At 61.1% G+C, this 13,009-nt stretch carries 14 protein-coding genes and 1 pseudogene; 5 read left to right on the top strand and 10 right to left on the bottom strand.

The window, feature by feature from the left end:
- Window positions 1-43 precede the first annotated feature (43 nt).
- The gene (guaA, locus tag FJ974_RS25990; RefSeq protein WP_140535324.1) at window positions 44-1,621 is read left to right on the top strand and encodes a glutamine-hydrolyzing GMP synthase; all 1,578 of its coding nucleotides are present in this window, start codon (window positions 44-46) and stop codon (window positions 1,619-1,621) included.
- An 86-nt stretch (window positions 1,622-1,707) separates the two neighbouring features.
- On the opposite strand, the gene FJ974_RS25985 is transcribed toward guaA, so the two are convergent.
- The 8 genes and pseudogenes from FJ974_RS25985 to FJ974_RS25950 form a co-directional block, all read right to left on the bottom strand.
- On the bottom strand, window positions 1,708-2,370 hold the full coding sequence (locus tag FJ974_RS25985) for a glutathione S-transferase family protein (RefSeq protein WP_140535326.1): 663 nt from the start codon (window positions 2,368-2,370) through the stop codon (window positions 1,708-1,710).
- Window positions 2,371-2,397: 27 nt separating this feature from the next.
- On the bottom strand, window positions 2,398-2,844 hold the full coding sequence (locus FJ974_RS25980; protein ID WP_181177203.1) for an SRPBCC family protein: 447 nt from the start codon (window positions 2,842-2,844) through the stop codon (window positions 2,398-2,400).
- Window positions 2,841-3,170 carry an ArsR/SmtB family transcription factor gene (locus tag FJ974_RS25975; protein ID WP_140535331.1) on the bottom strand — a complete coding sequence of 110 codons (330 nt, stop codon included), beginning with the start codon at window positions 3,168-3,170 and terminating at the stop codon, window positions 2,841-2,843. The genes FJ974_RS25980 and FJ974_RS25975 overlap by 4 nt, the downstream gene beginning before the upstream one ends.
- A gap of 510 nt (window positions 3,171-3,680) precedes the next feature.
- Window positions 3,681-4,493 (bottom strand): SDR family NAD(P)-dependent oxidoreductase, encoded by an 813-nt coding sequence (locus FJ974_RS25970; RefSeq protein WP_140535334.1) that lies wholly within the window; start codon window positions 4,491-4,493, stop codon window positions 3,681-3,683.
- Window positions 4,490-5,020, bottom strand: coding sequence for an SRPBCC domain-containing protein (locus FJ974_RS25965; protein ID WP_140535337.1), 531 nt, complete (start codon window positions 5,018-5,020; stop codon window positions 4,490-4,492). Before FJ974_RS25965 ends, FJ974_RS25970 begins: the two co-directional genes overlap by 4 nt.
- Window positions 5,021-5,023: 3 nt before the next feature.
- The gene (locus tag FJ974_RS25960; RefSeq protein WP_140535339.1) at window positions 5,024-5,623 is read right to left on the bottom strand and encodes an NADPH-dependent F420 reductase; all 600 of its coding nucleotides are present in this window, start codon (window positions 5,621-5,623) and stop codon (window positions 5,024-5,026) included.
- Between the two features lie 28 nt (window positions 5,624-5,651).
- Window positions 5,652-6,418, bottom strand: a pseudogene (locus FJ974_RS25955) (SDR family NAD(P)-dependent oxidoreductase).
- Between the two features lie 63 nt (window positions 6,419-6,481).
- The gene (locus FJ974_RS25950) at window positions 6,482-7,216 is read right to left on the bottom strand and encodes an SDR family NAD(P)-dependent oxidoreductase (protein ID WP_140535342.1); all 735 of its coding nucleotides are present in this window, start codon (window positions 7,214-7,216) and stop codon (window positions 6,482-6,484) included.
- 231 nt (window positions 7,217-7,447) lie between these two features.
- On the opposite strand from FJ974_RS25950, the gene FJ974_RS25945 reads away from it, so the two are divergent.
- The gene (locus FJ974_RS25945) at window positions 7,448-8,344 is read left to right on the top strand and encodes a LysR family transcriptional regulator (protein WP_140535344.1); all 897 of its coding nucleotides are present in this window, start codon (window positions 7,448-7,450) and stop codon (window positions 8,342-8,344) included.
- A gap of 92 nt (window positions 8,345-8,436) precedes the next feature.
- Here the strand turns inward: FJ974_RS25945 and FJ974_RS25940 are convergent, their stop codons facing one another.
- A complete protein-coding gene (locus tag FJ974_RS25940; RefSeq protein ID WP_140535347.1) occupies window positions 8,437-9,222 on the bottom strand; it encodes an SDR family NAD(P)-dependent oxidoreductase in 786 nt (261 codons plus the stop codon).
- A gap of 400 nt (window positions 9,223-9,622) precedes the next feature.
- Window positions 9,623-10,522, bottom strand: a complete 900-nt coding sequence (locus FJ974_RS25935; protein ID WP_140535350.1) for a LysR family transcriptional regulator — start codon at window positions 10,520-10,522, stop codon at window positions 9,623-9,625.
- A 101-nt stretch (window positions 10,523-10,623) separates the two neighbouring features.
- Here FJ974_RS25935 and FJ974_RS25930 point away from each other — a divergent pair, with 101 nt between their 5' ends.
- The 3 genes from FJ974_RS25930 to FJ974_RS25920 all read left to right on the top strand — a co-directional run bounded on the left by FJ974_RS25930 (window position 10,624) and on the right by FJ974_RS25920 (window position 13,006).
- The gene (locus FJ974_RS25930; RefSeq protein WP_181177204.1) at window positions 10,624-11,439 is read left to right on the top strand and encodes an alpha/beta fold hydrolase; all 816 of its coding nucleotides are present in this window, start codon (window positions 10,624-10,626) and stop codon (window positions 11,437-11,439) included.
- A 229-nt stretch (window positions 11,440-11,668) separates the two neighbouring features.
- A complete protein-coding gene (locus tag FJ974_RS25925; protein ID WP_210240716.1) occupies window positions 11,669-11,974 on the top strand; it encodes a hypothetical protein in 306 nt (101 codons plus the stop codon).
- Window positions 11,975-12,340: 366 nt separating this feature from the next.
- Window positions 12,341-13,006, top strand: a complete 666-nt coding sequence (locus FJ974_RS25920) for a hypothetical protein (protein ID WP_140535358.1) — start codon at window positions 12,341-12,343, stop codon at window positions 13,004-13,006.
- Window positions 13,007-13,009 lie beyond the last annotated feature (3 nt).

The following is a 13,009-nucleotide window of genomic DNA, read 5'->3' as shown; positions in this document are numbered from 1 at the left end:
GCAACCCATTGCGCCGACTCGTTTCTTTCTCTAAAGGCTCGCCATGACGACAGCCAATCATTCCAGCACCGTCCCGGCCGACACTGTCCTGATTGTCGATTTCGGCAGCCAGTTCACACAGCTCATCGCCCGCCGCATCCGCGAAGCCGGCGTCTTCTCCGAGATCGTGCCGTTCCAGTCGGCGGAAGCGGCCTTCAGGCGCATCAATCCGAAAGCGGTGATCCTGTCCGGCGGCCCGGCCTCCACCACCGACATCGGCAGCCCGCGCGCGCCGCAGATTGTCTTCGAGGCCGGCGTGCCGGTGCTCGGCATCTGCTACGGCCAGATGACGCTCTGCGTGCAGATGGGCGGCGTCGCGGAGAGCTCCGAGCATCGCGAATTCGGCCGCGCCTTCGTCGAGATCGAGAAGGAGAGCCCGCTGTTCGAGGGCCTGTGGGCGCCGGGCCAGCGCCACCAGGTGTGGATGAGCCATGGCGACCGCGTCATCTCCTTGCCGCCGGGCTTCGAGGTGCTTGGCAAATCTGAAGGCTCGCCCTTCGCCATCTTCGGCGACATCGAGCGCAAGATGTACGGCATCATGTTCCACCCCGAAGTGGTGCACACGCCTGACGGCGCCAGGCTGCTCAGGAACTTCGTCCACAATATCGCCGGCATCGAGGGCGACTGGACCATGCGCGCCTATCGCGAGCATGCGGTCGAAGCGATCCGTAGCCAAGTCGGCAAAGGCAAGGTGATCTGCGCGCTGTCGGGCGGCGTCGATTCCTCGGTCGCGGCACTGCTGATCCACGAAGCGGTCGGCGACCAGCTCACCTGCATCCTCGTCGACCATGGCCTGATGCGCAAGGACGAGGCGCAAAGCGTGGTGGAGATGTTCCGCCAGCACTACAATCTGCCGCTGATCCTGGTCGACGCATCCGACCGCTTCATCTCGGCGCTGGAGGGCGAAGCGGATCCCGAGAAGAAGCGCAAGACCATCGGGCGGCTGTTCATCGAAGTCTTCGAGGAAGAGGCAAAGAAGCTAGGCGGCGCCGATTTCCTGGCGCAGGGCACGCTCTATCCCGACGTCATCGAAAGCGTCTCCTTCTCCGGCGGCCCGTCGGTAACCATCAAGTCGCACCACAATGTCGGCGGTCTGCCCGAGCGCATGAACATGCAGCTGGTCGAGCCGCTGCGCGAATTGTTCAAGGACGAGGTGAGGGCGCTCGGCAAGGAGCTCGGCCTGCCCGAAAGCTTCATCGGCCGTCATCCTTTCCCCGGCCCCGGCCTTGCCATCCGTTGCCCGGGCGGCATCACGCGCGAGAAGCTGGAGATCCTGCGCGAGGCCGACGCCATCTATCTCGACGAAATCCGCAAGGCCGGCCTCTACGACGCCATCTGGCAGGCCTTCGCCGTGCTCTTGCCGGTACAGACGGTCGGCGTGATGGGCGACGGCCGCACCTACGAATTCGTCTGCGCGCTGCGCGCCGTCACCTCGGTCGACGGGATGACCGCGGATTTCTACCACTACGACATGAGCTTCCTCGCCGCCGCCGCCACCCGCATCATCAACGAGGTGCGCGGCATCAACCGGGTAGTCTACGACGTGACGTCAAAGCCACCTGGGACGATCGAGTGGGAGTGAGGGGGAGTACTGTGGAGTAGAGTAGTCGGCCTAGCCTGTCGCGGCCTTTGGAGGAAAAATCGGCTAATCGATGCCGATAGTCGCTTTCAGGCCGACGGTTGACGGGCCGGGTCGTTCCTGTGGAACGTGGCCATCTGGGCGCTGAGCGCTCTTTGGAAGGCGGGGCGCGCCTCGCAGCGCGACTGGTAGGCAACCAGCACAGGCATGTCGCTGACCAAATCGGTATTGCGAAGGATGCGCAGCACCGTGGTCATTAGGAGGTCGCCAGCCGTAAACTGATCCTCCTCCAGATAGTCGCGATTGCTAAGCCGGCTGGCCACGCCGTCCAATCGTCGCTGCACGGCTTCGGCGACGGGCTTCTGAAGTGCGGCGGCCTCTGGACTGTTCATCTGTTGCAGTTGGTTCAAGAACAGCACCGGCGGCTCAACTGTGTTGAGGGCCGCGAACATCCAGGTCTTGGTTCGCGCACCGCCTTTCGGGTCCGAGGGCAAAAGCGTCTCACAGCGCTCGGCGATATGCAGCACGATAGAGCCAGACTCGAACAGCGCCAAACCATCCTCTTCGTAAGCCGGAATCTGGCCGAACGGCTGCAGGGCAAGATACTCTGGGGCCGCGTTGTCACCCAGCTTGAGCCTTCGTTCCTCGTAGCCGAGGCCAGCTTCTTCAAGCGCCCACCGCACCCTGAGGTCGCGCACTAAGCCTTGCGCGACAGGTGGCACCCATGCAAATGCGCTGATCCGAATGCTCATCAACGCTGCTCCCGCTTAAAATGCTCATCAACGCTGCTCCCGCTTAAGATGGCGGGCGAGTTTGTTCAGCGTGCTGTTCCAGCCCTGCTCGTGCTGATCGTGGTTGGCGGCACTTCCCAAGCCTTCCTGGCGCAGCGTCATTTCGGTCTTGCCCTCCAGCTCGGTGAACGTGAGCGTCACTAGGCTCTGCCGCGAAAGGTCGCCTTCCGCTCCCCAGGTGAAGCTCAACGTGCGGGGTCGATCGATGATCTTGAATACGCCGGCGACAGCAATCGGCGCTTGACCGCCCATATGCATCTCAAGCCGATATTGGCCACCGACGTGGGGTTCGAGCTTGGAAATCTCGCAATCAACTCCGTCGGGCCCGATCCAGGACTGCCACTCCTCGCGCGTCAGCCAGGCATCGAACACGCGCGTGGACGGAGCCTCGAAATTACGCGTGATTACCAGGGTGGTGTCTTCTGTTACGGTCACGGCGCCCTCTCCTCCGATGGTTTCTTCAAGTGGCTATCAAGACGGTCGAAGCTTCCGCTCCAGAACCGGCGGCTGAAATCGAGCCATTCTTGGGCCCGCGCCAGCGTCTCACGGTTCAATCGGCATACCCTCTGTTTTCCTTGGCGTTCGTTCGAGATCAGCGCCGCTTCTTCCAGCACCTTGAGGTGGCGTGAAATCGCAGGCGGGGAAATCGCGAACGGCTTGGCCAGAGTCCCGACATTGGTTTCGCCTTGAGCTAGCCGCGCGAGGATCGCCCGACGTGTCGGGTCGGCCAGGGCGCCGAATATTGGGTCAAGATCATGCATTAACCGAAATATGAATTAACCGATCGGTTAAGTCAATAGCTTACGGTCGGCCGGATTTTGTGGCGCGCTTGGACGTTGAGTTCGTCGCATCGGCGACCGGAATGGTCCCGGCGTGTCCCCCGGTTGCAAACCAGTGCCCACCGGTCGTCGGCACATCGGATCGCGCACCAGCGCTGACGGTATCTCCGCTGCTGGGCGGATGGTGATTCGTTGTGGGAGACGTCAAAAACCGACCGATTGATACCGATAGCCGCTAAGATCGAGCAGATTTTGGATCGGCGAAATTCGCCTTTGAATTCAAGAGCGCGAATTTCTGACGGATCGGGGAGACGGTTCTTCGGCGCCCTACAAAAATTTGCTAGATCAAACCGTTATTGCCGCTCCAAAACGATCGAGTGGGAATGAGGGGGAGTGCTGTGGAGTAGGACGGATAGCGGGGGACACTAAGTGAATTACAGGCTGCCAATAGCAGTCGAATGACATCGAGCGATCCGGCCCGAACCTCCCCGATCAGGCAACGAAGCGGACTACGCCGCCGTCGACGCGCAGAGCCGCACCGGTGGTCGCGGAAGCCTGCTCCGAGCAGGCGTAGACGATCATGTTGGCGACCTCATCGGTGGTCGCAAAACGCTGAATGAGGGTGGTCGGACGCATCGCCTTCAGGAAGCCTTGCTCGGCTTCCTCCTGCGTGATCCCGTTCGCCTCCGCCTGCTTTGCCATGAACTGACCCAGGATCTCAGACCGAGTAGGGCCCGGCAGGACGGCGTTGACGGTGACGCCCGTGCCCGCGGCCGCCTCGGCAAGCCCGCGCGAGATCGCGAGTTGCGCGGTCTTTGTCATGCCGTAGTCGAGCATCTCCTTGGGGATATTGACCGCGGACTCGCTGCTGACGAACACGACTCGGCCCCAGCCCTTTTTCACCATGCGCGGCAGGTAGTGGCGCGTCATGCGCACGCCGCTCATGACATTCAGCTGGAACAGGCCAAGCCAGTCCTCATCCGGGATATTCGCAATGTCCTCGATGCCGTTGTAGTCCCGGATATATGCCGTACCCACGTTGTTCACGAGGATATCGGCGTCCGGCACCTGCGTGATGAAAGCCTCGACACCTTCGACGGTGGCCAAGTTTGCTGCAACGCCAGTGACATTGCTCCCGGGAATGGTCTGCCGAATTTGTTGCACCGCCTCGTCGACCCGGGCATTCCCACGACCGCTGATAACGACTGACGCCCCTGTACGGGCTAAACCCTCCACAGTGGCACGGCCGATGCCCGCCGTTGACCCGGTGACAATCGCCTTCTTACCTTTGAGGTCTATATTCATTTCAATGATCTCCAACCTTGGCCGGCGCGGCCCTTGACTTCTACTTTCGCCTCCGCCGCGCTGGCAAGGCGTTCGACCCATTCCTGGTGATAGCGATAGAGCCCACCGGGACGCTTGCGCCCGAGTTCGTCGAGGAACCACGAGCCCTGCTGCGTTTCCTCGGTCAGCACGTGACAGCCATCATCTGTGGGGGTGATGACCCAGCCATGGTACGCGCTCGAGCCGGTGTCATCACCATCGACAGTCGTTGCCCACGCAAGTCGGCGGAAGGGCTCGCACTCCGTAACAACCAGGCTCATCGGGAATCCGACGGTCACTCGGCTGTATTTGGTCCCGCGCGCCAATTCCCTTTCGCCGCTCAGGATTTTGACCTGGTCTTCAGGAGGAAAGTAGCTCGACCAGTTCTCAGCATCGACCAGCAGCTTCCATACCACTCCTGGGGGCGCTTTCACGTCGATCTCGTTGAGCGCATAGATCGCCGACGTTTTGGGGTCGTACTTCTCGGGCCAAATCACACGGTCGTACACCGATTACTGCTCCTTCTTGAACAAATCCTGGAAGATGAGCTGACCCCAAACGCGGCCGCGTGCGTGCACTAGCCAACCACCCTCGTTGAGCTTTCCCAGCTTGACGGGTGCGAACCCGAGTTGTTTGGCCAAGGCCGCCACGGGAGCGGTCGCGTCCTCGTCGTCGCTCGACAGAAAGACGACCCGGTGGCCGCCCTCGACGATCGGATCGGCAGCCAAGGTGGCCGCAATCAGATGATTGAAAGCTTTCACGAGCTTGGCGCCGGTGAACGCCTTCGCGACGAAGGCGGAGGACGGGAGACCGTCCAGCTCTTCAAGGGGAACCAACGCGTTCATCGCGTCGATGACCGTCTTGCCTTCCCAGCTCGGCAGGGCCTTCGCAACCTCGCGGTGCTCCCCGAACGGGACCGCCAGGATGATTGTGTCGGCTTCGAGTGCATCGCGCAGCGACTTGGCGACGACCGTGGGGCCAATCGCTCGAGCCTGCGGCGCCAACGTCTCGGCCGGCCGGCGGCTCGCGACGCTCACGTCGATGTTTTTACGGGCGAAGGCGTGGGCGAGGGCCTGGCCGATCTTGCCGAAGCCGATAATTGCGTAGCTCATTATATTCTCCTTCGGTTTTTCGGCGCGGTCAGAGCTTGTAGCCGCCGCTCGCCTCAATCGTCTGGCCGGTCACCCAGTGGCCTTCGTCGGAAGCCAAGAACGCCACGACGGCGGCGATTTCCGAAGGCTCGCCAAAGCGTCCCAGCGCGATTTGGGCCTCGACCGCGTTTACGAGTTCGGGATTCTCTCGGAAGGCTGCGTTCGCGTCGGTTCGCGTGTAGCCCGGCGCTACGGCGTTCGCGGTAATTCCGCGCGGCCCCAGCTCGGACGCGAGCGCATGGGTCAGGTTGTTGATGGCCGCTTTGGCCATCGAGTAGATGGGCGCGGCTGTCACGGGCTTCGTGGCGGCAGCGGAAGAGATGTTGATGATGCGTCCGCCATCGGCGAGACGACCCAGAGCGGCCTGAACGATGAAGAAGGGCGCACGGGCGTAGACCGCGATCAGGCGTCCCAACTGTCCGGCGTTGCGTCTTTGAAGCCAACCCAGCCGGAGCTGCCAGCGTTGTTGACCAGAATGTCGAGGGTTTTGCTTCCGTTCCGCTTGGTGAACTCGTCATCGAGTCTCTCGAACAAGGTCGGGACGGTCGCCGGGTCGACGAGGTCCGCGTGGATCGCGAACGCAGTACCTCCAGCTTTCTCGATAGCCGCGACCGCCTCCTCTGCGCCAGATTTGCTGGCGTTGTAGGTCAGCGCGACCGTCGCACCATCCTTTGCAAGACGTTCGGCGATGGCGCGGCCAATGCCCCGCGATGCCCCGGTAACGAGAGCAGCTTTTCCTTTAAGAGATTGGTCCATTTTATTTTCTTCCGTGGGTGTGCGCATAATCGGATCACTGGAGTGAGCGGCCGGGCGAGGGGGTCAGAGTTGCGCCAGGCCGCCGTCGACGGCGACCTCGCTGGCGGTCATGAAGCTGCTGTCCGACGACGCCAGAAAGGCAGCCACCGCCCCAATTTCCGCCGGATCGGCCATGCGCTGGAGCGGAGTCATCGCGCCGTAGGCCTTCTGGCCCTCCTCGCCCAGCGCTTCCTTCGCGAGTTCGGTCGCCGTCGCCCCGGGCGACAGCACGTTTATGCGGATGCCGGTGCCCTTCAGGTCCTCCGCCCAGGTCCGCGCGAGGTTGCGCACTGCCGCCTTGCTCGCGCTGTAGGCAGTGAACCCCGGGGCGCCTGTGGTGCCGGCGCTCGATCCGGTCAGGATGATCGAACCCCCCGGGCCCATCAGCGGCAACGCGTTCTGGACCGTGAAGATCGTACCCTTCACATTGGTGTCGAAGGTTTCGTCAATGTGCTCGGCGGTGATCTGGCCGAGCGGAAGCGGGCCTCCGGCCCCGGCATTGGCGAAGACGATGTCAAGGCTTCCGCGCTCGGCCTTCACCGTAGCGTAGAGCCGGTCGAGGTCGGCCTCATCCGAGACCGAGCCTTTCACCGCACGGGCATTGGGCCCGAGGTCCGCCACAGCGGCGTCGAGCGCTTCCTGTCGGCGGCCGAAGATGAAGACGAAGGCGCCCTCCTCGACGAATCGCTTTGCTGCGGCGCGGCCGATGCCTGTAGCGCCGCCGGTGATCACGGCGGTCTTTCCATTCAATCTGGTCAAGAGTGCAGTCTCCTTGTTTCGCCGTCTGAAGTCTCTGGTTGCTCGAGTAGGCCCCTGAGACGGCCAAGATGGGTCCGCGGGAGTGAGGCGTTCAGTGCGCAAGCGCGCACATCGGTGGTGCGAAATCGATCCGGCTGGGCGACTGATGTCAGTGTGACGGTCGCCATTACTTCTGGTCGATGTGCTAGATACGGGCTTTGGAAGGCGCACCCCGCGGCGCAGGATTGCACCATGATCGACTGGGATGACGTTCGCTACTTTCTTGCCGTCGCGCGCGGAGGCTCGGTGCGGGCTGCCGCCGAGCGCCTCGGTGTGAACCACTCGACCGTGCTGCGACGCATCGCGCAGCTCGAGGAACGCCTGGGGGTGCACATGTTCGAAAAGCTGCCTTCGGGCTACCGCCTGACGACTGCGGGCGAGGAGGTCCTGGAGTTCGCGGACCAGATGCAAGCGTCGTCGCACCTGCTGGAGACGCGCGTCTTCGGGCGCGACCAGAGCGTGCGCGGGCGTCTGCGGGTGACGCTGGCGCCGCCCCTCGCGACGCACCTGCTCATGCCGGACTTCGCCGAATTCGCGCGTCTGCATCCGGACATCGAGATGGACATCTTGTCGTCCGGCGAGCTGGCGAATCTGACCAACCGAGAGGCCGACGTGGCGATCCGCGTTGTCTACGACCGCAAAACCCTGCCGCTCAATCTTCACGGCCTGAAGGGGCCGGAGGTGTTCGGCGGCGTCTACATGTCCCGCGATCGACTGGCCGCGTGGCGTGCGGGCGCGCCGGATCCCATCCGGTGGATCGTCATAAGCATTCATGGAATTCCGGATTGGGCCAGCGAGGGTGAGGTTCGCACCACGGCGGTTCCATTCAGGACCACGGACGCCGAGGCGCAGATCGCTGCTGTACGGCAAGGGCTCGGGATCACGACGCTGCCATGCTTCGTCGGCGATGCCGACCCTTTGCTGGTAAGAGTGCCGGGTACCGACCTGCACATGTACGGAACGCTCTGGCTTCTCACACAGGGGGAGTCCCGCAAGACGAAGCGCGTGCGGCTCTTCACCGAGTTCATATCCCGCAGGCTCGCCGCGCACGCTCCGCTTCTCGCGGGGCTGCCCATATCGCGCGACTGACACGCGGCAGCTCGCCGGGGACAATTGCGCGTCTGACGGTTCGGCCCTCCGGAGTTTTCAAGGCGGAGAACTTTTTGAGTGGCTACGGTCTTTCACGGTCTGATGCTTTTGTCGCCGTAGCCGCCCCATGCCGCGGGCGCGCTTGCGGCCTGCGCCGCTTGAGCGGGATTGAGCGCAGCATTCCACTTCGCGGCGATGAAGCGCCGGCCGGTTACGCTATTCGAATCATCTGACGCCAGCCACACAATGGGCGCCGCCATAATTTCAGGCTGAAGGAGTTTCTTTGGGTCCGCAACGCCTGCCGACATCCTCGTTGCGACCGCGCCACCGGGCGAGAGGACGTTGGCCGTGACCCCCGTCGACTGAAGGGACGTTGCGAGAGCCGCGATGAAGGCTTCTCCAGCCGCCTTGGTCATTCCATACCCGACATGACCCGGATCAAGCATGGTATCGAGGCTGGTGGAGATGAAGATGATCCGACCCCATCTGCGCGCAACCATGCCGGGGGTGACCAGTCGGATCAAATTGATTGAGGCAATTGTGTTGATCTCGAACAACTGCCGCAACTGATCCGGTGTGACGTCGAGCGGCCGTTCTGCCGGTGGGTTTGGGATGCCCGCATTGCTGACCAGGACATCGACGCGCCCGAATGCGCGCACGGCGGCATCGACCAGGTCAGCCAGCTCTCGCTCATTGCCGAGATCGGCGGTCCCTACGGCAGCGCGCTCGCCCGCTCCGCTGGCGCGCCGTGTCTCGTCGAGCGACTCAATGTCTGTCGACGTCAAAAATACGCGATGGCCTGCGTTTAGCAAAGCCATCGCCATGACGCGCCCAAGGCCGCGCCCTGCACCAGTTACGATGGCTACGCGCTCACTCATAATTCATGCGCCTGATCATGAATTAAGAACGCCTCGTCCGACCGATGGTTTCCGCAGTTTTGTCGCTCCTGCGCCCCACGCTCGCAATCGCGCGGGCGCTAAACACCGACGCCAATTGTAGGCTGACGGTCTCTTTCGTCAGCCTGAAACCGCCATCGTCGCCAGAGTTGTTCAACAGATCGTCCGATCGCTGTCGATAGTCCCCGAGTCAATTCCGAATCGGCGATATTCTCTTTTGAAATAAAGAGCCAATATTTTGGCTAATCGCAAAAATCGGTGCTTGTCTGCGAGCTGAATAATTTGCGTTGGAAATCTTAGTCTCGTTATCGCTCGGAACAATCTAGTGGGGGTGAGGCATATTGCGCAAGGTCTTGGCGTCCAGATCTCTTGGGTATGAATGCTATGAGCTGTCTTTTACATATGTGGTCAAACTTTTGGCCAGATGTTCGAAGAGCAATCGTATTCGGCGCGTAGCCTTCGCATCCTCGTGCATGACCAGCCACATCTCGCGCGTGAACGTAAAGGTCTTCTCCAAAACCCGGACGAGATCGGGATTTCGGCGTGCCGTATTCACGTGAAGGGAACCAATGCCGATCCCGGCGCGAAGAGCGGCCGCCTGCATTGACGCGCTGTCGCAGCGAAACCCGAACTGTGTGCGGCTCGGCGGCGGCGCGCCACCGTCCGCAGACCGAAGAATATGCTGCTCTTCGTCAAACCCGATCAGACGGTGGCCACTGACGTCTGCTGGCGTTTTGGGCGCGCCAAACGCATTGATGTAGCTGCGATGGGCGAACAGTCCGAGCTTCACCTCGCCGATGCGGCGCGCAATCAACGCCTTCTGTGTGGGCCGGACCATGCGAACGGCAATATCGGCATCGCCGCGCAGGAGGTCTTCATTCCGATTGGAGAGCTTGAGTTCCAGCACGATGCCCGGATATTTTGCGCAGAACGGACTCAGAATTTCCGGCAGGACTTCCTGACCGATTAGCTCAGCGGCAGTGAGCCGGACAACGCCGCTCTCATCGCGTGTCTCGCCAGACGAAGCTCGCCGCAACGCCCCCGCGGCGATGGCCATCGCCTCGGCGTGAGGGAGCAGTGCGCGGGCCGCTTCGGTCGGCACAAGGCCGCTGGGCAGGCGAGTGAACAACCGCGCGCCGATCAGGGTTTCCAGTGTTTCGATGTGTCGGCCCGCGGTCGGCTGGGTGACGCCGATCCTTTGCGCTGCTTTGGAAAAACTGCCATCGCGGACCACCGCCAGAAAGGTTCGGTAGAGATCCCAAGAGGGTTCTGTTTTTTCCATGCATAAATGTATAGCGAGCGAACATATTTATGCAATTTATTTTGGGGAGGCATTCTGATGTTGTGAGGCCTCCTATCGCTTCTGAATTGGAGACTTTGCTCATGACAACTCACACCTCCGATGCCATCGCGGCTCGCCCGGACGAGGCGACGATGCAAACGATCAGGGTCGATGGGCGCCAAATCGCGTTCGCCTGTTCCGGTCGGGGGAGCCCGACCGTCGTGCTCGAAACGGGCTTGGGCGCGGAGAGCGAGGAATGGACATCCGTCCAGAACGCCGTAGCCAGCTTCGCCCGTATTTTCCGCTATGATCGCGCGGGACGCGGAGCAAGTGATCGCGCGCCGACGCCGCGCGACGCGTACGTGATCGTCGATGAACTACGCGGATTGCTTCGTAAGGCAGATGTTCCGGCCCCCTATGTGTTGGTCGGGCAATCGCTCGGCGGTTTGTTGATGCGAGTATTCGCGCAAAGATATCCGGCAGATGTCGTCGGCCTCGTACTGGTCGACTCGATGCATGAGGACCAATTCGACGTGTTCGGCCCCGTCTTTCCGCCGCCCACGCCATCCGATCCGCCACTCCTGGAGGGGATCAGGCAATTCTGGACGAGCGGCTGGAAAAAGCCTGAATCCACGGTTGAACGGATCGATTTCGTCGAAGCCATCCGTCAGGGCCGCGAGGTTGGGTCTTTGGGCGATCTCCCCTTGCACGTCATCACGGCAGGCACCTTCCTGCATATGCCGTTCATTCCGCCGGACCGCCGTGAGACTCTCCAAGGGCTTTGGGAAGGATTGCAGGAACGCTTACTGCGATTGTCTTCCCGGTCGATACAGACCTTCGTAAGAACCAGCGGTCACTTCGTTCAACGCGACGATCCTCGGGCGGTCGTAGAATCGATCCGACGCATGATGGGCTGAAAAACCGACTGGGATCCGGGGACGGTGAGGGCGAACCCGGCCGCGTATTACGTCGGCATCAGCTGGATGATCGGTCGCTCGTTCCGGCTCTGGTCCCATCCTTGGTCCGACATGGTTCGACTGGTGAATCGCCGATGTTTCGCCCACAACATCGATCAAAATCAATGAGGCCTGAAGATGAGAAAACTTCGTTCTCGGAACCGCCGTCCTGCTAGGCATCGGAGCAAACGTGAACGGCATATTCATGCTCGCCTTACCAGCGGATTGGTACCTCTCGGTGCCGGGCGTCACCACGACCGGTCCGTTCAATCAGCATTTCGTCCGCGATATCGGCCTTGTCTTCCTCTTTGTCGGAGCGGCGTTTCTGATCGGCGTCGCGCGCCCACGACTTCGCCTGTTTCTGTGGGCTGCGCCCACGTTCTGGGTATGGGGGCATGTCTTGTCTGGGAGGTCGCCGTTGGCATTTGTGGTCCATCGGCGATTGCACGTGACTTCCCGGCAGTCACGTTGCCCGCAATCCTCGGCGCGGCCGTGACTTTCTGGGCCGCGAAGGACAGCCGCGCGCCAAGCAGGGAAGCCGCCAGATTAGTACTTCCGGAACTCCAAACATCGACCGATTGATGCCGGTCCGTCGGAAGCAAGAGCGACTCAATCCGAATCCATGCATTTGTCGCCAGAGCAATTCCAGGACAGGCGTGAAACGGTTTTCCGTCCGGAATTGCTTCAAAACAAAAGAAATAGAGCGGTTCTGCGTTTCCCTGAAACGGTGAACCGCCCTAGTCCAAGAGACGAACAAGGGACGCACGAATCGGCTTAAGCCCAAGAGGATTCCGGCTTGCAGGCCGGGTATTTTGCTGGCATATTTTCCCGTTTCCTGCACTGTGGCAATTGGGGCGTAAAGATGGCCAAGGAATCTTCGAATGCCGCTTCTTCGGCAAACAAGACGGACGTAAACCTGTTAAAAAATGCAGACGAGAACGGGCTGGCTTTCATGGCGGCCCAGGCGCGCGAGGGCGGAGGCTCCGGCGACGCCGTAGGTGTCGACAAGATACGTGATCTGCTGTTCGGCAATCAGATGCAGGACTATGATCGCCGCTTTTCCAAGCTTGAAGAACGGTTCTTGCAGCGCTTCAAGGATGTCGAATCCGAGGCCAAGCGCAATCTTGAAATGTACGAGTCGAATGCAAAGAAGCAGGTCGATTCTCTTGCGGGGCAATTGCGAAACGAAAAAGATGCGCGAGCCGATGCCGACAAGGAGATTGACCGGAATCTGCGCGAGCAAAATCAGGCGCTTGAAAAACAGGTGCGCGCGTTGTCGGATCAATTGAGCGACCTTGAACGCGAAGTTGCCGATCGGATAAATCGAAGCGATCATTCGCTGCGTGAGGAAATCAAGCAGAAGAATGAAAGCATGCAGATGCTGCTGGAGAAATTGTTTTCCGATCTCAGCAACGTCAAGACCGACCGAAATCTTTTGGCCGGCCTGTTTGTCGAGGTTGCGAAATGTCTCAATCAGGATCCCGTCGGCAGCAAGGGCAATTCGGATCGTGGCTGGAAAGTGAGTTGATCG

The sequence above is a fragment of the Mesorhizobium sp. B1-1-8 genome, assembly GCF_006442795.2.
Lineage (GTDB): Bacteria > Pseudomonadota > Alphaproteobacteria > Rhizobiales > Rhizobiaceae > Mesorhizobium.
Note: the sequence above shows the minus strand (reverse complement) of the source record. Positions and strands in the feature narration are given on the sequence as shown.